Genomic DNA, 22,650 nt, shown 5'->3' with positions numbered 1-22,650 from the left:
ATGGCAACAATAATTAATATGCCTCGTTTAAGCGATACTATGACGGAAGGAACGGTAGCAACTTGGCTAAAAAAAGTAGGAGACAAAATTAGTGAAGGCGATATTCTTGCCGAAATTGAAACCGATAAAGCAACAATGGAATTCGAATCCTTCAACGAAGGAACACTTTTATACATTGGAATCCCTGAAGGAGAAACTGCCACAGTTGATTCTTTATTGGCAATCATAGGAGAAGAAGGCGAAGATGTTACTGCATTAATAGCAGGAAACGAAACAGCAACAAAAGAGGAAACTCCAATACCAACAGAAGTAAAAAAAGAAGAAACAGCTGTTGCGGCTTCAACAAGTTTGCCAAAAGGAGTTATAATTGTTACTATGCCTCGTTTGAGCGACACGATGGCCGAAGGAACCGTAGCGACCTGGTTGAAAAAAGTAGGTGATAAAGTGGGCGAAGGTGATATTCTTGCTGAAATCGAAACCGATAAAGCAACAATGGAATTCGAATCCTTCAACGAAGGAACCTTATTATACATTGGAATTAAAGAAGGAGAATCTGCTATTGTTGACAGTCTTTTGGCCATAATAGGACCAGAAGGAACTGACATTAGCGGCATTGCCGAAAATTATAAAACGGGCGAAACTGCTGCTGTTGCGACTGAAGAAGTAAAATCTTCGTCAGCTATACAAGCGGCGTCTATTGTTCAAGAAGAAGCAACTGACGGTCAACGTGTTTTAGCTTCTCCATTAGCAAAGAAGATTGCAGATGAAAAAGGAATTCAATTAGCGCAAGTAAAGGGTTCTGGAGAAAATGGACGCATTACAAAAAATGATGTTGAAAACTTTAAAGTTGGAAGCCAAGAGCCAAAATCCAGGAGTCAAGAGCCAGAAACTGCTAAACAGGAAGCTACTGCAAAACCTTATGTTCCAGCTGGACAAGTTGTAACCGAAGAAATAAAGAATTCACAAATGCGTAAAATCATTGCGAAACGATTGGCAGAATCATTGTTTACCGCACCACATTACAACTTAGTAATTGAGGTAACTATGGACGAAGCAATGAAATCAAGAACCATCATCAATAGCGTTCCGGATACAAAAGTATCATTTAACGATATGGTGGTTAAAGCGAGCGCAATGGCTTTGAAAAAACATCCAAAAATTAATTCGCAATGGACTGCCGAATCTATCATCATCAACTATCACGTGAATATTGGTGTTGCTGTTGCCGTTGAAGACGGATTAGTTGTTCCTGTATTACCATTTACGGATGGTATGAGTTTATCACAAATTGGGGCAAGCGTAAGAGATCTAGCGGGAAGAGCCAAAAACAAAAAATTATTACCTAACGAAATGGAAGGAAGTACTTTTACTATTTCTAACCTTGGAATGTTTGGGATTTCTGAATTCAACTCTATCATCAACCAACCGAATTCTGCCATCCTTTCAGTAGGAGCAATTGTAGAAAAACCGGTTGTGAAAAATGGACAAATCGTGGTAGGAAATACGATGATGTTATCTCTAGCTTGCGATCACAGAACGATTGACGGTGCCACCGGAGCACAGTTCATGCAAACTTTAAAACAATATATCGAAAACCCAGTAACGATGCTGGCTTAATAACTGTTTAGTTTATATTTGAAATCCCGTTCAGAAATGATCGGGATTTTGTTTTCCTATACCTGACAGATTTCAAAAACCTGTCAGGTATGTGAACTACAATTTCTTCTTCTCCTCAATCCAACGCGACATATATTTTGTACTCGTCAAAGTATGATGTTGCAATAGTGTTCCCATAAAATTACTCAATCTATGTTGTTTTAAATGAGATTTTACTTTTAAAATATGATTGACAAAATCATTTGTAAACAAGGATTTCAAATAGCGTTTTTCTATAATTTCAAAACCGTTTTCTTGGGCTTTTCGCCAAAGGGTTGCATCTTGATACAATTCCACTGCTTTATCAGAAAAAACTTGAGGTTCATCAGCAATAAAGCCATTCCAAGGCAAATCACCACACATAGATTCGGCACCAATAATTGTGGTAATACTTGGCGTTCCAAATTGCATGGCTTCGACCAATTTTCCTTTTATTCCTGCGCCAAAACGTAAAGGAGCTAAAACCACTCGGGAATTTCGCACCACTTCTTGAGCCTCATCGGCACGACCCATAATCTGAAAACCGTCTGCCAGCTTATGCAATTGCAATACTTTTTGAGAAGGATAAGCACCATAAATTTGCAAAAACGCTTCTGGCATTTGCTTTCTGATGAGTGGCCAAATCGTTTCTTTCAAATATTGAACTGCATTCCAATTGGGTTCGTGAAGGAAGTTTCCAATGAAAACAAAGTTATTTCGCTCTTCAAAAGAAGGCAGATTTTGAATGGTTGAATCATTAATTGGCTCCAACAGCAAAGGTAAATAATATAATAAATTAGAATCGATTTTGAAAATGGATTGAAGCAATTCCATTTCATATTCGGAGATCATCAAGGAAACATCACAACGCAAAATACTGGCAATTTCCCTTTTGGCAACATCTTCAACCAATAAATCTTCGGTGGTGAATTGTCTATTTTCCTTGAATGCCTTTTGGCGTGCCAAACGCAAACAATGCAAATCTTCGGTATCCAGCAATCGCAATGCATCGGGACAATTTTCGGCAACGCGCCAACCATATTGCTCTTCCATCATAAACCGATCAAACAAAACGATGGATGGATTTAATTCCTTCACAAAAACATCAAAACTAGAACAATTTAAGATAATCGATTTTTTGGCTACAGCCAAAGATTCCAAATCAACCATGTAATCACTATCCGATGCAGAACTAGCAAAAGTCACCTCGAAACCTCGTTCCTTAAAAATAGAAATTAATTGTACCATCCTTCCTCCTGCTGCCGAAGAATTGGGTTCTGGCCAAACAAATCCAAGAATTAAAACGCGCTGATTTACAATCATAAAATTACTTATTTAAGATGCAAAATAAGGAAAATAAATCGCAAATCAATCCATACTTCAACAAATAAAAAGGGTACTTTTACCATTCCATCTTCATAAATAAATAGAAAATGTTAGGATTAAAGTTAGCCACCGACCCAAAATGGGTAAATATCGTTGAATCGAACATCGAAGAAATCTTGACCGATCACGCTTGGTGTGAGCAAAAAGCGGCAACGAACATCATTACAATAATCACTTATAATTCAGAACACGTTGATTTAGTCACTGATTTATTAGAAATTGCCAAAGAAGAAATTGAGCATTTCCAAATGGTTCATAACATAATTAAAGCACGTGGTCTAACCTTGGGGAGGGAAAGAAAAGACCATTATGTCAACGAACTTTTTAAGTTTTTGAAAAAAGACGGCAGCAGAAACGATGCTTTTGTGGATAGATTACTGTTCTCGGCAATGATTGAAGCCAGAAGTTGTGAAAGATTTAAAGTATTGTCCCAAAACATTGAAGACAAAGAATTAGCAGCATTTTACAAAGAATTAATGATAAGTGAAGCCGGACATTATACCACATTTCTTCGTTTCGCCAAAAAATATTCAGAGAAAGTCGATGTTGACAAACGTTGGCAAGAATGGATTGATTTTGAAGGCGAACTAATCACAAACTACGGGAAAAAAGAAACCGTTCACGGATAAGAATCTTTATTTTTACTTCAAACAACAATTCAAAAAATGAAAAAGCAGTTATTATTTCTATTATTGGCATTCAGTATTTGTGCCAATGCCAATGTTCGCTTGCCCAAATTATTTGCTGATGATATGGTTTTGCAAAGAAATAAATTGATTCCGGTTTGGGGCTGGGCGGATGCCAATGAAAAAATAGAAGTCCAATTCAATAAGCAAACAAAAACCACAAAAGCCGACAAAAACGGAAAATGGATAATCCGTTTAGACGCCGAAAATGCTGGCGGACCCTATGAATTAACCGTCAAAGGGAAAAATAAAATTGTCATAAAAAATGTTTTGGTTGGCGAAGTTTGGATTTGCAGCGGACAATCGAATATGGCGTTCACAGTTAGCGAAGCAGCCAATGCCGAGAAAGAAATAAACGATGCCGATTATCCTTTTATCCGAGAATTTACTGTTGCCAGAGACGTTAGTTCCTTGCCAAAAGACGACGTAAAATCAGGAAAATGGGAAGTTTGCAATAAATCAACCGTGGGGAGTTTTACGGCCGTGGGTTACTTTTTTGCCAAAAAAATCTATGCGGAATTAAAAATCCCGATTGGGCTAATCCATACTTCTTGGGGCGGAACGGGTTCAGAAACTTGGACAAGCCGAGAAGCATTCGAAAGCAGTGATGAATTCAAAGAAATGATTGCCGAAATGCCCAACGTTAATCTTGATTCTATTTCGAAGGTTTTCAATAAATCAATAGCAAAAAGAGTAGAAGAACTTCAAGGTTCCAAAATAAATCCAGCGAAAGCAGAAATGTTTAAAGAATTCGAATTCAACGATTCGGCTTGGCCAGAAATCAACGAACCTGAACTTTGGGAAAGTCAAGATTTGGGTGAGTTTGACGGCATAGTTTGGTTGCGAAAATCAATTATACTTTCAGCAAACGATGCCGGAAAAGTGGCCACAATTGAATTATCCAAGATTGACGATGAAGACATTACATACATTAATGGTGTAGAAGTGGGAAGAAATAATGTTTGGGATGCCCAAAGAAAATATTCTATTCCAGCAGGAATCTTAAAAGATGGCACAAATATCATCTCCATCAGAGTAGTTGATGGCGGCGGAGGTGGCGGAATATATGGCGAATCCAATGATTTCAAACTCACCATTGGAGATGAAACCATTCCCTTAAAAGGAAAATGGAAATACCAAGTTGAATCCATAAATAGCGATATTAGTCCAAATAGTTACCCTTCGTTGTTGTACAATGCAATGGTAAATCCTTTAATTCCTTATGCTTTCCAGGGTGTTTTGTGGTATCAAGGCGAAACCAATGCTTGGAGGGCGCAACAATACAAAAAAGCATTTCCGTTATTGATAAACGACTGGAGAAAAAAGTGGAATCAGGATGATTTTCCTTTTTATTTTGTTCAATTATCTAGCTTTAATGAAACTAATGGCAACAGTAATGATGGAAGTATGTGGGCAGAACTTCGGGAAATTCAAACCCAAACTTTACAATTGCCAAATACCGGAATGTGCGTTACAACCGACATTGGAAATCCAAACGACATTCATCCAAAAAACAAACAAGATGTTGGAAAACGTTTGGCGGCAATTGCCTTAAAAAATGTTTATAAACAAAATATTGTATGTAGTGGGCCAACTTTCAAATCAATGGAGATACAAGGAAACAAGATTGTGGTTTCCTTCGAAAATATAGGTTCAGGATTATCAACTCCTGATAAATATGGATGTGTAAAAGGATTCGAAGTTGCGGGAGAAGACATGGTGTTTTATTTTGCCAATGCCCAAATTCTCGATAACAAAGTGATTATTTACTGCGACAATGTTCCAAATCCTATCGCGATTCATTTTGGCTGGGCAGATGATGCCAGCGACGACAATCTTTACAACAAAGAGAGATTTCCAGCAGAACCATTCAGAACAGATAATTGGAAAAACGTTACGGAAACAGTAAAATATAAAATGGTAAAGTAATTTTATTAAAAAGAATTCATCATTTTATCAAAAGTGCAAGAAATAATTCTTGCACTTTTTTTATTTTTTTTCCAAAATAATATTGTTTGTTTAAATTTGTCAGGAATGCAACATTTTAATCGGTTTTAGAAAAAAAAACAACAAACCCGACAAAGACACTATGCGCAATTTGAAGAATAAAATACGCATATTCCTATTTCTTTTTTTACATTTAGAAATAGATTTGTAGCATTGATTAAACAAAACAAACCCTTTATAATAAAATGCAAAATCAAGACAACAACAATTTTTCGATTTCACATAAAGAACCAGGACAATTTGAAGAGACAAGATTTGAAAAAATACACAACACAATTTTCAAGTCATCTGAAATCGCTTCAAAAATAGTAGCTCAGGAAATAGCCGGTTTAATTAAAGAAAAACAATCCAAAAACGAAAATTGCATTTTGGGGCTTGCCACAGGATCTTCACCCATAAAAGTTTACGAAGAATTAATCAGATTGCATCAGGAAGAAGGATTGAGTTTTGGCAATGTAATCACTTTCAATCTTGACGAATATTATCCGATGGAAAAAGATAATGTTGAAAGTTACCACTATTTTATGCACGAAAATCTTTTCAAGCATATCGACATAAAAGCTGAAAACGTGCATATTCCGAACGGAATGATTGCCCAAGAAAACCTAGATCAATACTGCTTGGACTATGAAGCCGCCATTCTAAATGCAGGAGGATTAGACTTTCAATTACTCGGAATCGGACGAACAGGACATATTGGTTTTAACGAGCCAGGTTCCCACTCCAATTCTGGAACAAGAAGCATCACTTTGAATCACATTACTAGAGCTGACGCCGCACAGTCATTTCTGGGAATAAACAATGTGCCTCGAAGAGCAATTACAATGGGAATTGGAACCATAAAAAAAGCGAAAAGAATCGTGCTTTTGGCTTGGGGAGAAAATAAAGCAGACATCATTAGAGAAACCATCGAAGGTGATGTTTCATCACAAGTTCCAGCCACTTATTTACAAAGTCATAACAATACCACGTTTGTATTGGACAAAGAAGCTTCGTCTGAGCTTACCCGGATAAAAACCCCTTGGTTAGTTTCATCCTGCATTTGGACAGAAGAATTAAAAAGTAAGGCAATCGTTTGGCTTTGTGCAAAATCAAAAAAACCGGTTTTAAAGCTAAACGACAAGGATTACAATGACAATGGAATGTCAGGTTTACTTGCCGAAGAAGGTTTGGCTTATGATTTAAACATAAAAATGTTTAACAAGTTACAACACACCATTACTGGATGGCCGGGAGGAAAACCAAACGCAAGCGACGAAAACAGACCAGAAAGAGCGTTGCCCGCAAGGAAAAAAGTCATCATTTTCAGTCCACATCCAGACGACGACGTGATTTCGATGGGAGGAACATTCGACAGACTTGTAGAGCAAGGACATGAAGTTCACATTGCCTATCAAACCTCTGGAAACATTGCGGTTTCTGACGAAGAAGCCCTGCGATATGCCGAAGTTGCCTTGGATATTGCCGATGACAATAATGAGACCATAAAAAATGTAATTCTTTCTTTGCAAACAAGAAAAATTAGTAAAACCGACGAAATAATAATTCGCAAAATAAAAGGCCAAATCAGACGAAAAGAATCATTGGGCGCAACTCGATATTTAGGACTTCCAGATAATCAGGTTCACTTTTTGGACATGCCCTTTTATGAAACGGGAACTGTCAAGAAAAACAATTTAGGTTCAGAGGATATTGAAATTATAAGTACACTTATTGCAAAAATTAAACCCCACCAAATTTATGCGGCAGGCGATTTAGCAGATCCTCACGGAACTCATAAAGTTTGTCTGGACGCAATTTTTGCTGCCATTGAAGAATTAAAATCAAAACCATTTATGAATGATTGTTGGGTTTGGTTGTATCGTGGCGCTTGGCACGAATGGGAACCGCATGAAATCGAAATGGCTGTTCCTATGAGTGAAGATCAGGTGTTAAAGAAACGAAAAGCTATTTTCTACCATCAATCCCAAAAAGACAACGTGATGTTTCAAGGTGAAGATTCGAGAGAATTTTGGGTAAGGGTGGAAGAAAGGACGGAAAACACGGCAGATAAATATAATGCTCTGGGTCTTGCGGAATACACTGCTATGGAAGCATTTAAAAGATATTATTTTTAAAAAGTTTTGGTTAGCTTTTTAGTTTGGTTTCCCTGCAGGTATTAAATAAACTTGCAGGGATTTTTATAATATGATGCCAATCTTAATTGAAAAATAAGCGATAATACCATAAACTAAATGGCGTTATATTTTCGTAATTTTGTTATCACACACAATTTTTAAAAACAATACAGCTCAAAGATTAAAAAAGATAATTTATGAAAATCATAAAAAAAACATCAAGCGTAATTATTTTATTGTTACTTATTGCCTTTTCGCAGCAATCCTTTTCTTCAGGGAAATCTAATATATCGAGACAAATAGTATTGAAAGAAAACTGGAAAGTTCAACAAAACAAGAAGGTTTTAAGCGATGGCGCATCCATTTCTTCCGCCGCCAATATTTCTGAAAGTTGGTACAGCGCTAGCGTGCCGTCAACGGTTATGGGGGTTTTGACTGCAAATGGCTTGTACAAAGACATTTTTGTAGGTGGTAATTATACTAAAATAGACAAAACCCAATTTGATGATTCTTGGTGGTATAAAACCGAATTTGATTTGCCAAGCATCAATCCAGAAAACAACATTTCCCTGCATTTTGACGGGATAAATTATTATGCCAATATTTGGTTAAACGGAAAGTTAATAGCTTCACGCGACAAAGTCTTTGGAACATTTAGGCAATTTGAATTTGATATTACGGCTTTAGCCAAAAAGAAAGGAAATGTTCTTGCTGTTGAAATATTCCGGGCACAACCCGGTGATTTTAACGCAGGTTTTGTCGATTGGAATCCAAGACCTTTGGATGAAAATATGGGAATTTGGCGTCCTGTATATATTGAAATTGATGGCAAAGTGGGATTGAAAAATACAGCTGTGCAATCTAAAGTAAATACTACAACACTCAAAGAAGCTTGGCTGACCGTAAAAACTGAACTCAAAAATTATACTTCAAAAGTTGTTTCTGGATCATTAATCGGAAAAATTGGCGAGAACGAATTTCGTTATCCTGTAAATTTGAATCCAAAAGAAAGTCGAGATGTAACCTTAACTTCGAAAGAAATTGCTTCTTTGTACATTAAAAACCCGAAGCTTTGGTGGTGCAATAATCTTGGCGAACCTAATCTACAAAAGCTTTCGCTACGCTTCGAAACCAAAAAAAATACAAGTGATTCAGATGAAATCACTTTTGGCATTCGAGAAATAGAAACCTATTTTACACCTGAAGGACACAAAGGATTTATACTGAATGGCAAAAAAATATTAATCAAGGGAGCCGGTTGGACAGACGATATTTTCCTTCGAGACACGAACCAAAGTTTAGAAACCCAGTTGCAATATGTAAAACATATGAATCTAAATACTTTGCGATTCGAAAGTATTTGGGGAACATCACAAGAAGTCTATGATTTGTGCGATAAATACGGAATTATGGCAATGGTTGGCTGGAGTTGTCAATGGGAATGGGAAGAATATTTAGGAAAACCCTGCGATGCTTTTGGCGGAATCCAAACAGAAGCCGATGTCAATCTCGCTCTTGAATCCTTGACTGACCAAATTCATTGGTTAAGAAACCATCCGAGTATTTTTGTGTGGTTTTTAGGGAGTGATAAATTGCCAAAACCTGAATTGGAAATCAAATATAAAAACCTGATTGAAAAAATTGACAATCGCCCTTATTTGTTGACTGCTGGAACACGAACAAGCGAAGTAAGCGGTCCTGTTGGCGTGAAAATGAATGGACCTTATGAATATGTTTCGCCCAATTATTGGTTTGAAGATACAAAAAACGGAGGCGCTTTTGGTTTCAACACCGAAACTTCTCCAGGAGCAGCAATTCCTTCATTGGAAAGTATTAAAAAAATGATTCCAGAAGACAAACTTTGGCCAATAAACGCAGCTTGGGATTATCATTGTACTCATTCGGCTGTGGCATTTCGAAACTTGGATGTCAACACGCTTAACTTGGAAAACCGCTACGGAAAAGCCAAAGATTTAAACGAATATTTAATAAAATCTGATGTTCTTGGATATGAAGCGATGAGCGGAATGTTCGAGGGATTTCGGGCAAGAATCCCACAATCTACGGGCATTATTCAATGGATGCTCAACTCGGCTTGGCCGTCATTTTATTGGCAATTGTATGATTACTATTTGTTGCCAACCTCCAGTTATTATGCCACTCGAAAAGCAAACATCATCAATCAATTGATTTATGATTATGCCAAAAATGAAATAGTAGCAGTAAACGAATCGTTAAATCCAGAACAAAACCTTAAAGTACAAATTCAAGTTTTTGACTTTAATTCTAATTTGTTAAAGACAGAAACTGTGCAATTTGACATCCAATCTATCACTTCCCAATCTATTTTAAAATTGGAAAATTATTCTGAAAATGTATTTCTTGACTTGAAATTATTCGATGAAAAAGGAATTCAAATTGCGTCTAATTTTTATTGGTTGTCCAATAAAAAAGATGTTTTCGACTGGGACAAAACTTTTTGGGGAAACACGCCTTTGAAAGAATATGCCAATTTTACTAAACTAAATGATTTGCCAAAATCAGAAATCACGACAACATATTCTACAAAAACTATTGAAAACAATTTAGAATTGAACGTCACTTTGGAAAACACTAATTCGAAAATGGCCTTTTTTACTAATTTAAAAATAGTGGATAAAACTGGTAATACACTTTTTCCGGTTTTTTGGGATGATAATTTTTTGAGTGTATTACCTGATGAAAAAAGGACTATAAAATGTATTATTCCAAAAAAATTGATATCAGACCATAAATTGAATCTTATAATTTCAGGCTGGAATATTAATACGCAAACCTATTCTCTTGAGTAAAAAGGCAAATTTTTTAGATGATGATTTATTAAGTAACTTTGGTAATCCAAAACTTGATAAAAGAATGTATAAAATAATATTGCTTATTGATATTTCTGAAGATTATGGCAAAAGCCTTTTAAAAGGCGTAACCAAATATTCAAAAGAAAATGGTCCGTGGATATTCTGTAGAATGCCTTTACATTATAGGGAAGACTTGAGTATGGACAACCTTATAAAGTTTGCCAAAGAATGGAAAGCAGATGGAATTATTGCCCAATTATATAATACCGCTGATATAAAAAAGCTAAAAGAAACGAATATCCCAGTTATAGTCGAAGATTTTAAAGAACGTTTCACGGAGTTTCCAAATATTACGGGACCTTATTTTGAAACGGGACAAATGGGAGCAAAATACTTCATCAATAAAGGATATAAAAATTTTGCTTTTTATGGTTTTAATGACATTGTTTGGTCGCGGGAAAGAGCCGAAGGATACGAAGATTACATTGTAAAACAAGGTGGAAAAGTTCATTTTTTCAAGCCCCATAAAATTCTGTCGCGAGAACTATGGTATTACAAACCGTCTGCATTGAGCAAATGGCTTACTTCATTGCCAAAACCCATAGCCATTATGGCGTGTGACGATGAAAGAGCCCAATATATTACGGGAGCTTGCAAACAATCTAAAATAAAAATCCCTGAAGAAGTTTCAGTTTTAGGAGTCGACAATGACGAACTTACCTGCAATTTGTCAGATCCGCCATTATCCAGCATCGGCCTGGATGTTGAAAAAGGTGGTTATGAAACTGCCAAACTAATGCGGTTTTTAATTGAAAACAAAGACCAAGAACCTTATGATATTATTGTAAAACCTACCACAATTTACACAAGACAATCGACTGATATTTGTGCCACAACCGATGCTCAAATTGCAATGGCGTTAAATTTTATTCATCAAAACATAGAAAACAATATCAATGTGATTGATGTTTTAAAAAAAGTATCCATTTCTAGAAGAGCACTCGAAAAGAGATTTCTTGAAGTGACAGGGTCAGCAGTTTACAAATACATTTGCCAGTTGCGCATCGAAAAATTCTCTGATAAACTTTTAGAATCTGAAAAATCTATCAATGAAATTGCCATCGAAGCAGGTTTCAACGACAACAAAAACCTGTCAAGATTGTTTAAACAAATCAACGGCTGTTCACCACTTCAGTATAGAAAAGCCAACGCTAAATAAGGAGAGCTATTTATTTTGGCAAAACAGGATTTTCCACATCTTGAAAACAAAGCGAAGCCGCTCCTAAAATGGCGATTCCCTCTTGATTTGAAGTCTCAATTTTTAAACCCTCTATCTGTTTTTGATAAGCAAATGATTTCAAGGACAACTCCATAGATTCTTTGAAAAGCAAAAAAGACTTGCTAATGGAACCTCCAATAATTATTGCTTCTGGTGCATACATATACAAAATAGATTTAATACATTCTCCCAAATGAAATCCAAATTCAGCATAGGCTTGCAAAGCGGTTTCATTTCCTTCGGCGGCACTCAAGCTTAATTCCTCTGCGGTTTTCTGATAGTTTTTAGAAAAGAAAAAACTACTGGAATATTCTTCCATAATTCCATCTTTGTATGGTAACATCCCTACTTCTCCTGCACCACAAAGAACCCCATTATATAGATTGTTATTGATAATAATTCCCATGCCGATTCCAGTTCCAATTGACAGTCCAATGAAATTTTCATATTTTTTTCCCTTTCCAAATATTTTTTCCCCCAAAGCAAAACAATTAGCATCATTATTCAGGTAAACAGGAAGATTATAACGTTTTTCTATTATTTCTTTCAACGCCACTTCTTTCCAGGAAGGGATATTTTGCACATCATAAACGACCCCTGTTATAGGATCTACAACTGCAGGAACCCCAATTCCAATGGCAGTAACGTCTGAATTTATAATGCTGTCGATAGCTTCGAAAAGAGAGGAAAGAGTTTCCTTTTCCTTAGCTTTACTATCAACGCTATTAAAAGTTTGTTTTACTATGCTACCATTCTCCACCCGACCAATTTTTAGGTAAGTTCCACCAATATCAATTCCCAATACTATGCTATCCATAACTATAAATTCGATTTTTTAAAACTAATTATTTTATTGTTCACCAATGGTGAAGCCCAAAATCCAATTGACAAAACAAAACCCATCGGTATGAAAAGAAAAAACATTCCAATTTTTAGGCTTGTTAACTCCCCTATCCAACCAATAATAAAAGGTATAATTGCGGCACCGGTAATCCCAGTGCATAGAATCCCGGATAAAGAACCGTGGTGAGTGCTTACAGAATTTAATGCCAACGAAAAGATGATTGACCACATCACCGATATAAAAAAACCAACTAAAGGGAAACAAATTAAGGCAACTTCTGAACTTCCTGTTAATGCAAATAACAAAGAAGCAATAGCTGCAATTGAAGTCACGATTAAAATTTTACGGCTATCTATTATTTTCAACAAAACCAAGCCCAATAGACAGCCAACAGTAAGCATTGCCCAAAAATAGGCAACTGTATTTGCTCCAATTGTTTTTTCGTTGAAACTGTGGTATTGCTTTAAAAATTGTGAAATCCAATTCCCTATTCCTTGCTCGATACCGGTATAACAAAAAATGGAAATAAAGAAAAGTAACGTCCATTTATTTTTCATAAGATCTAGATAGGAACTCGAATTACCAGCTTTTTCATCTTCATTTTTTTTAAAATCAGGATACTTAGTTGATAGCACAACAAGAAATAACGCAAAGCAAATCACCAAAAAAACAACATACAAGGATGCCCAAGGCATATTGTATGGAACTGAACTTCTTAAAATATTAGTAACGAAGTTTTCTCCAGTATCCCTACCTGCTATATTTTGATACAAATAAGGACTTGCAAAAGAGGCTAGACCAAATACTACTTGTGCCAACACAGAATTAAAGGCAAAATGTTCTTCACCTCCAGCCACTCGCAACATAGGATTAATAACTACTTGTAATACTGCCATACAACAACCTAAACTAAAAAGTGTTAAGCTAAAAACAATATATACCGGGAAAATTACAAAAAGCAACGAAGCAATCATCATGACCAAAAAAGAGGCCGCTAATAATTTTTTTTCATTGTATCTTTCAGAGAGAAATCCAGCGGGAATTGACATTACCCCGTAAGCAATAAAAAAGGAGAAAGGCAATAATCCTGTTAGTGTTAAACTCAAGTCAAAACTTGTTTTAACATCAACAATTATTGAATTAAGAATATTTGTAATAAATGAAATTACAAAGAAAATCAACATTATCAAAGCGATAATTGCGTAATGAATTTTATGTTTAGAAATGTTTTTTTTCATCCTCTATAGATTACTATTAGTAGATCCTATAATAAACGGCTACTTTGCACAATAGTAACATAACTTTTATAGTATGAATGCTTAATCTGCGTATTTTTATATGCAAAATACGCAAGAATCAGTTCACATAAACAACCAAAATTAGATGTGATTTTATTCCTTTTCCTTGTTTTCAATGATGGTCAACTTTCCTTTTCTTCCATTACTGGAAAATGCACAAAGCGTGATTTTACCTTTTGTTAAAATTGGTTTTTTGTAAATTACACTATTATTTGTTGGCTCAGAGCCATCTATTGTGTAACGAATTATGAATCCAGGCTGTTGAATATTGGCAATTACTTCCCCGTTTTCGACAATTGCTCCAACTGGTGGAATTCGATACCCAAATCCTCCTGAATAATAATCCAAACGAGGCATTTCTTTTTTTCCAAGAACATTTACAAATGTTGACCAATCTTTGTTGTACAGGATTTCTCTTTTACTTTTATCATTTTCTGTTGACCAAACAGGATCTTGTGCCCAAGCACGTTCGGCCAATGCCAATAGTTTTGGATATAATAAGTATTCCAATATTCCCGTATTTCGAACATTTTCACTGAAAAGCTGCCCTTGAATTCCAAGAATATTTGATTTTCCATAATCGGTCAAACGCTCTTTTGTGTTAAACAAACTCGAATCAATAGGATTTCCGTCAGTGTCTTCCTTGGTGTTTTTATAATAATCGAAAGGAATAAAATAGAACGGTTTGTCGATATTATTAAATCCAGCCCAATTATATCCTGGCTCATCGGCTGCTTTTTCGTAAGCCAAATCGAAGTACAAATTGCTCACACAGGAAAGCACGACTTTGTAACCTGCATTGGCTAATTGATACGGTAAATCCTCCGAACCCCAGCCAATTCCATTGTTCCAAACATAAGCACGAAATCCTTTATTGGCAAAATCAGGATTAGGAATATATGTTTTTTTGCCGTCCAAAACTGTTTTTCGCATAGCAACTTCTTCCCAACCAGAAACTGCAAGATTATGTTTTGAAGCAATTTTTTCCATCTTGTCAAAATAATAATACCAAAGATCATCAGTTGAATTGAGTTTGTCATCATCAGCAATTAGTTTGTTGCACAAAGGCGAAAGTTTCCAAGTTCCGCTTGGCACTTCGTCACCGCCAAGATGAATCGTTTCGATTGGCGCATTGGCATCTTTATACATTGCCAAAATTTCGTCAATTACTTTTTCCATAAAAGTATAGGTTGACGGCAAAGCCACACACATAATATTATCTTTCCAAAGTTGCGCCGAGGTATGAACGGATTTATCGTTTAAATCTCGAAGCAAATAACGTTCGGCTTCCACTTGATTTCCGAGTTTCATAAATTTATTATACCGTGAATCCATCGCTTTTATTGCGGCTCGACTGTGTCCTGGCGATTCAATTTCCGGAATTACCTGAATATGTCTTTCGGTGGCATATTTTAATATTTCGATGAAATCCTGTCTCGAATAATAACCACTTCCAGGATAAACTCCCATTTCTGGACCGCCTCCATAAGATGATGGTAAAAAGTCTTTGCTGTTCGTTGTATGTCCACGTTTTCCGCCAATATCAGTCAGTTCGGGCAAGGATGGAATTTCAATTCGCCAGCCTTCGTCGTCACTAAAATGAAAATGAAAACTGTTCATTTTATACAATGACATTGCGTCCAGCATTTTAAAGATGGTTTCTTTGGTTTGGAAATTTCGTGCCACGTCAAACATAAAACCCCTGTATCCAAACCGAGGTTCGTCTTTTACGTAACAATTGGAAACTAGAATAGATTTTAATTTTTTCTTCCAAGATGCTGCAGGTAATAGGGATTTCAATGATTGGATTCCATAAAAAATTCCGCTTCCTGATGAAGCCGAAATTTCAATTTTATTGGATTGAATATCAAGAATATATTCTTCGTGTTTTAAGTCTGCTTTCTTTAGAATGATTTGTTTTCCGTTATTGGCGTTTGAATTAACGAAAATATTTCCTTCGAGAACTTTGTTCAATTCATTCGAAAGGTAATTGGCTTCGCTTAAAAATTGGGAATCTGATTGAATGTTGACATTGTTCTCCAAAACAAAATTTCCTTCATTGGCTTTAAAATATTTTGGAGAAGGAAAGATTTTTGGCAAACTTTCAACCGGAATGTTTTCTATTGATTTGTCGTTGTTATAAGTGGTTTCGGTGGTGACAAAATTGACGGATGAATCCACAATGGGTTTCATAATATAGTTTGTAATGTTGTATCCTTTTTCGGGATTTGTGTCCCAAACAATATATAATCCTGCGGGAGCATAGGTGAGATTAAGAATCTTCCCATTGGAGATAAATGAAAAATAAACACTTTGATTGGGCTTTAATCCTTTGAAGTTTGAAGTAGATTTAAGCTGGCTAATGTCTCCATTAATGTGTGTAATACTAAAGTCTTTTGAGTTCAAAGTTGGAGTAGTATTGCGGCTGTAATTAAAATAAATTGTCCACCCTGAGGCCGGAAAAAAGGTTTTGCCAGTATTTGTAAACTTCAAAGAAGTGAGCACTTTTTCCTCTTTATTATAATTATTGGTTATCAATTCCCAATTGATTTGCAATTTATTTACATCAAAAGAAGGTTTCTTCTGCGAGTTAGCTGAAATTGAATGGACAAAAAGGGCTACTAAAATAATTAGGGAACGTTTCATAAAGTTTATTTTTGTGAATTACAAAGGGGAATAACATCCTCCTAATTCGTTATTGGCACTGTTAATATAAGGATTATAAAGATTTAACGACCACTTTTTGCCCGTGGTTTTATCTGCTAAATACAAATCATATTCTCCTCTTCCACCCGTTTTAGTACTAGAAAGTAAAACGGTGTGACTATCAACTGGATAAGCGTCCGAGAAATCTGCGTCCGATTCGTTGATAGGCAATTTTATAGATGCTGTGCCATTAAAATAACCCAAATAAACCTGATCAGTTCCGCTCGAACGAGAAAATAAAAAAGTATTGGCATCAATGACGATTGGATAATATTCGTTGATATTTACCATCGAAGCTAATAACTGTGTGGTGCCATCTGAAATCGAATATTTAATAATGTCTGCTGTAGCATTTTTGGATTCATTACCTGAATATACAATACTGTTACCATCAGAAGTATAATAAGGCATTGAAGCTTCAGTGTTAGGAACGGTAAATGTCCTCAAAATATTTCCTGTAGTATCCATTTCTTTTAATATTCCATTTTGTTTGAAAACAATTTTAGAACCATCAGGAGAAAACTTTGGATCCTCATCTCTTCCTAAAGAATTTTGGGTAAGATTTATTGGCTGAACATTCGTCCCTAAAGTATAAATAAAAACATCCCAACTGTTATTCGTTTGGGAAATTCCCATAAATACAATCTTTGTCCCATCGGGTGAGAAATGGGCATTCATTGGATTTGTAATAGTCCAATTTTGACTTAATATTGTTCTTTCATTGGTGCTGAAATTATAAAGAAATATTTTTGAATCATTGCAATTATAACAGGAATAACTATGATAGACCATTTTCCCTGAGAGTACGGGTTGAGGCGTATTGTCAACGGGAGGCATTACAGGAACTGGATTATTTTGACTGGAACTGGTAGAACAGGAAAACAGAACAACCAGAATAAAAAAACTCAGAAAAGATGTTGTTTTATTGTTCATAATCGCATTTTTAATAGTGTATAAAAATAAAGAATACTTCGAAGAAAACCTCCGAAGTATTCAATAATTAAAAAACTAATCAAACATTGTATTATAAAAAATTACTAATATCCAGGATTTTGAGTCAGATTAGGATTTGTATCTCTTTCTAACTGTGGTATTGGACACAACCATTTAGCATCTGTACAGTTGTAGTTAATGCTAATTGGAGCACTTTGAGTTCCACCACCACAAGTATATTTAACTTCATTTAAAGCGTTCATCACAGTAGTAGCAACACCTGCACGAACTAAATCATACCAACGTTCGCCTTCAAAAGCCAACTCTAATCTTCTTTCGTTTAAGATTTTAGTTTTCATATCTGCTTTTGATGCTGAGACAAGATTAGGCAAACCAACTCTGGTACGAATTTGATTAGTAGTAACTAATGCTCCAGCTAAATCTCCTAATTCGTTTTGAGCTTCAGCTTTCATCAGGATAACATCATCAAGACGTAACAAATAAGGATGATCACCACTATTCCATCCTGCAGCATGTTTTTCTTTGTATACAAAAGGAACCGCTATAGTTTTGTCTCCACAAGGATTCCAGTTTTCGTCAGCCCAGTCTAGGTTATCCCAAAAAACAACACTTGCGTTTTTACGAACTGCATCACCTTGAGCATCATAAGCTGCAATTAAATTTTTAGAAGGAGTAGCATATTTTTGCCATCCATCTTCTGGAGCCAAAAACAATTGAACACCCCAGTTAGATACATCCCAGTTACCTCCTTGGAAAGAGATTTCCAAGATAGATTCTTTACTGAAATAATGAGCTCCGTCAAAAAGGTCAGCATAATTAGCAACTAGACCATAGCCTGCAGGGCTACTGATTACAGCATTCGCATAGGCTAACACTTTATTGTAATCTCTATCGCTTCTTTGCGCCCATATTTTTGCCATTAAAGCATTTGCAGCACCTTTTGTAGCTCTAGCCTTGTTTTCGCTTGCACCACCTGCATAAGAATCAGGCAAGTTTGCCAATGCGATTTGAAGGTCAGCATCAATTTGATCATAAACTTCTTTTTCAGTTGAGCGAGGTAAATTGATTGTACCAGGATCAGTTGAATTAGAATGAAGTTCGATTGGTACACCACCATAATTTCTTACTAACTGAAAATAGTGAAATGCTCTCAAGAAACTTGCTTGTCCGATGATGTTTTGTCTTAGATTATTTTTATCTAATTCCGGATCATTAACGCTTTTTATTTTTTCTAAAATAATATTGGCGCGGGCTATTCCAGTATATAACTGACTCCAGTTAGCCATCATCCTATTGTTGCTTGTTGTAATATTTAGTTGATCATAAGCGTCAATCGGAGAATCTCCATTGGCATTATAAGAATTATCCGAACGAACATCGCCTAAAAGAACATTATCCCATTGATAATATTCTTCATAAAAAGTTCTATAGGCGCCATTTAGTGCATTACTAAGGTCTTGAGCCGAATTATAGGCGTTACCTGTTGTAAGGGTAGATGTAGGAGCTACATCTAAGAAGTCTGAACTGCACGAAGAAAGCGCGACAACTATCAAAGAACATCCTACTATCCTTAATTTATTATATATATTTTTCATACTGTTTTATTTTATGTGATTAAAAAGAAAGGTTTAAACCAAAAATAATATCTCTAGTTTGTGGGTAGGTTCCGTAATCTATACCTGGTGCAATGTTCTTTAAAGAGTTATCATTACTTCTTCCGTAAATACTAAGTTCTGGGTCTAATCCTGAATATTTTGTCCAAGTAAATAGATTTTCGGCAGTTAAATAGAAACGCACTTTACTCATACTTAATTTGCTTACCAAATTTTCAGGAAGACTGTAACCTAGAGTCAATGATTTCAATCTTACATAAGAACCATTTTCAACATATCTTGAAGAAACTAGAACATTGTTAGTTCCTGCAAAATCTGCTCTTGGCATATCAGTGATTTGACCTGCTGTAGTCCAGCGATTTAATACAGTGGTCAATTGATTGTTTGCATTATACATCCCTTCTGTATCAATTCTAGTGGCATTAAAAATATCATTTCCTTGTACTCCTTGGAAGAAGATATTGAACGACCAGTTTTTATATTTAAAATCATTTGCCAATCCGAAAGTGTATTTAGGATTTGCATTACCAATAATAGTTTTGTCACCGTCACTTAAATCACCGCTAGCATCAATATCTTTATATTTGATATTTCCTGTTGCTGGATCAACTCCTTCAGAAACATAACCATAAAAAGTCCCTAATGGTTGTCCTTCTTTCGCTATGGCAACTAAACCTCGACCATCGTTATTAAGTTGCCCTAATTGTATGCTACCTCCAGGAAGACTGGTGATTTTGCTTTTATTAAATGAAATATTAAAATCAGTATTCCATTTTAATTCGTTTTCTAAGTTTTTAGAACTTACCGAAAATTCAAAACCCTTGTTTTCCATTGCTCCAACATTTAATAATGCTTTTGAAAATCCAGTACTGGAAGGAATTATTTTTTTAAGCAACATATCACTTGTTTTCTTGATGTAATAGTCAGTTGTCAAAGACAAACGATTTTTCAACAATGAAATATCAATACCAATATTAGTTTGCTCGGTTTTTTCCCATTTAAGATCAGAACTTTCAAGTGTTGAAGGATTTGAACCCGGTACAACTGAACCACCTATAACATAAGGAGCTCCAGGATTTACTAGACCATAGTGAGAAAAAGGCCCCACTTGACCGTTTCCTACTTCACCCCAACCTGCTCTCAGTTTAAAATCATTTATTGCGCTTACACCACTAAAGAAGTCTTCTTTTGAAATTCTCCAACCTCCTGAAAACGAAGGAAAATAACCCCATCTGTTTTTTTCTCCAAATCCTGAATAAGCATCAGCACGGAAATTTCCAGTCAATAAATATTTGTCTTCATAGCTGTAATTTAATCTTCCGATTACAGCTTCATTTCTTCCTTTCGATTCGTTATAACCAGCTGTTCTTACTGATCCTGCGTTTACGGTTTGTACTGCAGCTGAACCAAAATTTCTAGCATTGATTGAAGCAGAAGAATTACTAGATTCTGAAGCAATATAACCTACTAAAGCATTAAAATTGTGTTTGTTGAATGATTTTGCATAACTAAGCGTGTTTTCAAAATTCCAAAAAGAAGTTTGATCTTTAGACAAAGATGCCATACCCTTGAATCCTCTTCCTTCTCTGCTTGTATACGGATCTACCCAAGAATTATAGGTGCTGTTCAATTGTTCAAAACCAAACAAAGATTTGAATTTCAAGTCTTTTAAAATGGAGATTTCTGTATATACATTTCCGTTAAATTTATAATTTTGGTAAGCGTGTTCATTTTTTAAAACCAAGGCAACAGGACTTTCAAGATCCGGAATAAATGGATTTATTGAAAAGGTTCCATCAGCATTGTAAACATCGGTCACTGGCGCACCTGTTATTGAATTTAAAATTACCCCAAACTTTCCACCTTCATTTACATCAACATCTTTCCATTTGCTGTACCCAATGCTTGACCCAACTTTTACAGATTTGCTTACTTTATGATCCAAATTCAATTTAAAAGTATATCGTTCTACTTTATTAGTCATTACAACCCCTTCTTGATTAAGATAAGTTCCAGAAAGATAATAATTTGTTTTTTCATCACCACCAGAAACACCTAACGAATAGTTTTTAGACATCGCAGTTCTTAATACTTTATCTTGCCAGTTATTGTTATAAGGATATTGGCTCCAGTCAACAGTTTGACCCATTTCAGTCATTAAAGCTTTGTATTGAGTTGCATCTAGCACATCTAATTTTTTAGACACCGTCGAAGACGAGGTGTAAGCATCTAATGTTACTTTTGTTTTCTGGTTTCCACCTCTTTTTGTAGTAATAAGAATTACCCCATTAGAACCATTGGCACCATAAATCGCTGCCGAAGAAGCGTCTTTAAGAACCGTCATCGACTCAATATCCGATGGACTGATGTCGTTTATTGAAGAAGTAGGAATGCCGTCAAGAATATACAAAGGTTCTGCACCAGCCGTAATGGTTGATGTTCCCCTAACTCTAATGGTGTAACCAGCCTGTGGTTGACCAGATGGTTTCGTGATTTGAACTCCGGCAATCTTGCCTTCAAGGGCGTTTCCAATTCCGGTATTCGCTCTTCCTTCAAATTCCTTTGAACTTACCACTGCAATCGCACCAGTTATGTCCTTTTTCTTAGTAGAACCAAAACCTACAACTACAACTTCTTTCAAATCAACATTGTCTGAAACAAGGGTTACATTGATAGTTGTTTTACCATTTAAAGTTGTTTTTTGAGTAGTGTACCCAAGATAACTAAAACTTAAAACGGCATCTTTTGGTAAATCGTTCAATGTGAACTTACCATCTAAATCGGTTGTTGTTCCGATTTTTGAATTTTGGATTGCAACATTCACCCCTGGTAAAGGTCCGTCAGAATCAGTTACCTTTCCGGTAACGGATTGAGCTTGCACAAAACTACAAACAAGTAGGAATGCAGCAACAAACAAGGTTTTTTTAAAAAGTTTCTTCATAATTAATTTTTGTTAAAAAATACAAGATTTTGGTAGACATAAAATAGCTCCTGTTTCCATTGACTATAATAATATTTTTCAAAAATAATTAATAGAAGAAATAAAAAAATAGATGTTTACGTATTATTATCCTCAATTCACGTAATTAACAAAATGAAGATTAAATGTTAAACTCTAAACACAGGTCAATGAATTATGCCGTAAAATTCTAAAACTTCCCAAAAACAAAAAATCCTCATCAAATGAATGATGAGGATTCCATAAAGAAAGGCGACGAACCGAGCTTGCGAACACGTCGCACCTATAAAAAAAAGAACCCCAACCTGTATAGGTTGGGGTTCCATAAAGAA

General features: G+C 35.6%; 13 protein-coding genes. 6 read left to right on the top strand and 7 right to left on the bottom strand.

Translation table 11 applies throughout. The annotated features are described in order from the left end of the window. A complete protein-coding gene (locus tag AABM59_RS04830) occupies positions 1 to 1,617 on the top strand; it encodes a 2-oxo acid dehydrogenase subunit E2 (protein WP_338407846.1) in 1,617 nt (538 codons plus the stop codon). Positions 1,618 to 1,713: 96 nt separating this feature from the next. Here AABM59_RS04830 and AABM59_RS04825 read toward each other — a convergent pair whose 3' ends face one another. Beyond that, complete coding sequence (locus AABM59_RS04825; RefSeq protein WP_338407845.1) at positions 1,714 to 2,958, bottom strand: glycosyltransferase; 1,245 nt, start codon at positions 2,956 to 2,958, stop codon at positions 1,714 to 1,716. A gap of 110 nt (positions 2,959 to 3,068) precedes the next feature. Here AABM59_RS04825 and AABM59_RS04820 point away from each other — a divergent pair, with 110 nt between their 5' ends. The 5 genes from AABM59_RS04820 (at position 3,069) to AABM59_RS04800 (ending at position 11,884) form a co-directional block, all read left to right on the top strand. Continuing rightward, positions 3,069 to 3,650, top strand: a complete 582-nt coding sequence (locus AABM59_RS04820; protein WP_338407844.1) for a tRNA-(ms[2]io[6]A)-hydroxylase — start codon at positions 3,069 to 3,071, stop codon at positions 3,648 to 3,650. A gap of 36 nt (positions 3,651 to 3,686) precedes the next feature. Beyond that, the gene (locus AABM59_RS04815; protein ID WP_338407843.1) at positions 3,687 to 5,636 is read left to right on the top strand and encodes a sialate O-acetylesterase; all 1,950 of its coding nucleotides are present in this window, start codon (positions 3,687 to 3,689) and stop codon (positions 5,634 to 5,636) included. A 263-nt stretch (positions 5,637 to 5,899) separates the two neighbouring features. Further along, positions 5,900 to 7,831 (top strand): glucosamine-6-phosphate deaminase, encoded by a 1,932-nt coding sequence (gene nagB, locus AABM59_RS04810; protein WP_338407842.1) that lies wholly within the window; start codon positions 5,900 to 5,902, stop codon positions 7,829 to 7,831. Between the two features lie 197 nt (positions 7,832 to 8,028). Further along, the gene (locus tag AABM59_RS04805) at positions 8,029 to 10,662 is read left to right on the top strand and encodes a sugar-binding domain-containing protein (protein ID WP_338407841.1); all 2,634 of its coding nucleotides are present in this window, start codon (positions 8,029 to 8,031) and stop codon (positions 10,660 to 10,662) included. A 64-nt stretch (positions 10,663 to 10,726) separates the two neighbouring features. Next, positions 10,727 to 11,884 (top strand): DNA-binding transcriptional regulator, encoded by a 1,158-nt coding sequence (locus AABM59_RS04800; RefSeq protein ID WP_338407840.1) that lies wholly within the window; start codon positions 10,727 to 10,729, stop codon positions 11,882 to 11,884. 10 nt (positions 11,885 to 11,894) lie between these two features. Here the strand turns inward: AABM59_RS04800 and AABM59_RS04795 are convergent, their stop codons facing one another. From AABM59_RS04795 to AABM59_RS04770, 6 genes are all read right to left on the bottom strand, one after another. Continuing rightward, positions 11,895 to 12,761 (bottom strand): ROK family protein, encoded by an 867-nt coding sequence (locus tag AABM59_RS04795; RefSeq protein WP_338407839.1) that lies wholly within the window; start codon positions 12,759 to 12,761, stop codon positions 11,895 to 11,897. Between the two features lie 2 nt (positions 12,762 to 12,763). Beyond that, positions 12,764 to 14,026, bottom strand: a complete 1,263-nt coding sequence (locus tag AABM59_RS04790; RefSeq protein ID WP_338407838.1) for an MFS transporter — start codon at positions 14,024 to 14,026, stop codon at positions 12,764 to 12,766. Positions 14,027 to 14,179: 153 nt separating this feature from the next. Further along, the gene (locus AABM59_RS04785) at positions 14,180 to 16,732 is read right to left on the bottom strand and encodes a family 20 glycosylhydrolase (RefSeq protein WP_338407837.1); all 2,553 of its coding nucleotides are present in this window, start codon (positions 16,730 to 16,732) and stop codon (positions 14,180 to 14,182) included. Positions 16,733 to 16,750: 18 nt separating this feature from the next. Continuing rightward, the gene (locus AABM59_RS04780) at positions 16,751 to 17,725 is read right to left on the bottom strand and encodes a hypothetical protein (RefSeq protein ID WP_338407836.1); all 975 of its coding nucleotides are present in this window, start codon (positions 17,723 to 17,725) and stop codon (positions 16,751 to 16,753) included. A gap of 104 nt (positions 17,726 to 17,829) precedes the next feature. Further along, on the bottom strand, positions 17,830 to 19,341 hold the full coding sequence (locus tag AABM59_RS04775; protein WP_338407835.1) for a RagB/SusD family nutrient uptake outer membrane protein: 1,512 nt from the start codon (positions 19,339 to 19,341) through the stop codon (positions 17,830 to 17,832). A gap of 19 nt (positions 19,342 to 19,360) precedes the next feature. Then, positions 19,361 to 22,300, bottom strand: coding sequence for a TonB-dependent receptor (locus AABM59_RS04770; RefSeq protein WP_338407834.1), 2,940 nt, complete (start codon positions 22,298 to 22,300; stop codon positions 19,361 to 19,363). Between the last annotated feature and the right edge of the window lie 350 nt (positions 22,301 to 22,650).

Origin of the sequence: uncultured Flavobacterium sp. (assembly GCF_963925185.1) — a bacterium.
Lineage (GTDB): Bacteria > Bacteroidota > Bacteroidia > Flavobacteriales > Flavobacteriaceae > Flavobacterium.
Note: the sequence above shows the minus strand (reverse complement) of the source record. Positions and strands in the feature narration are given on the sequence as shown.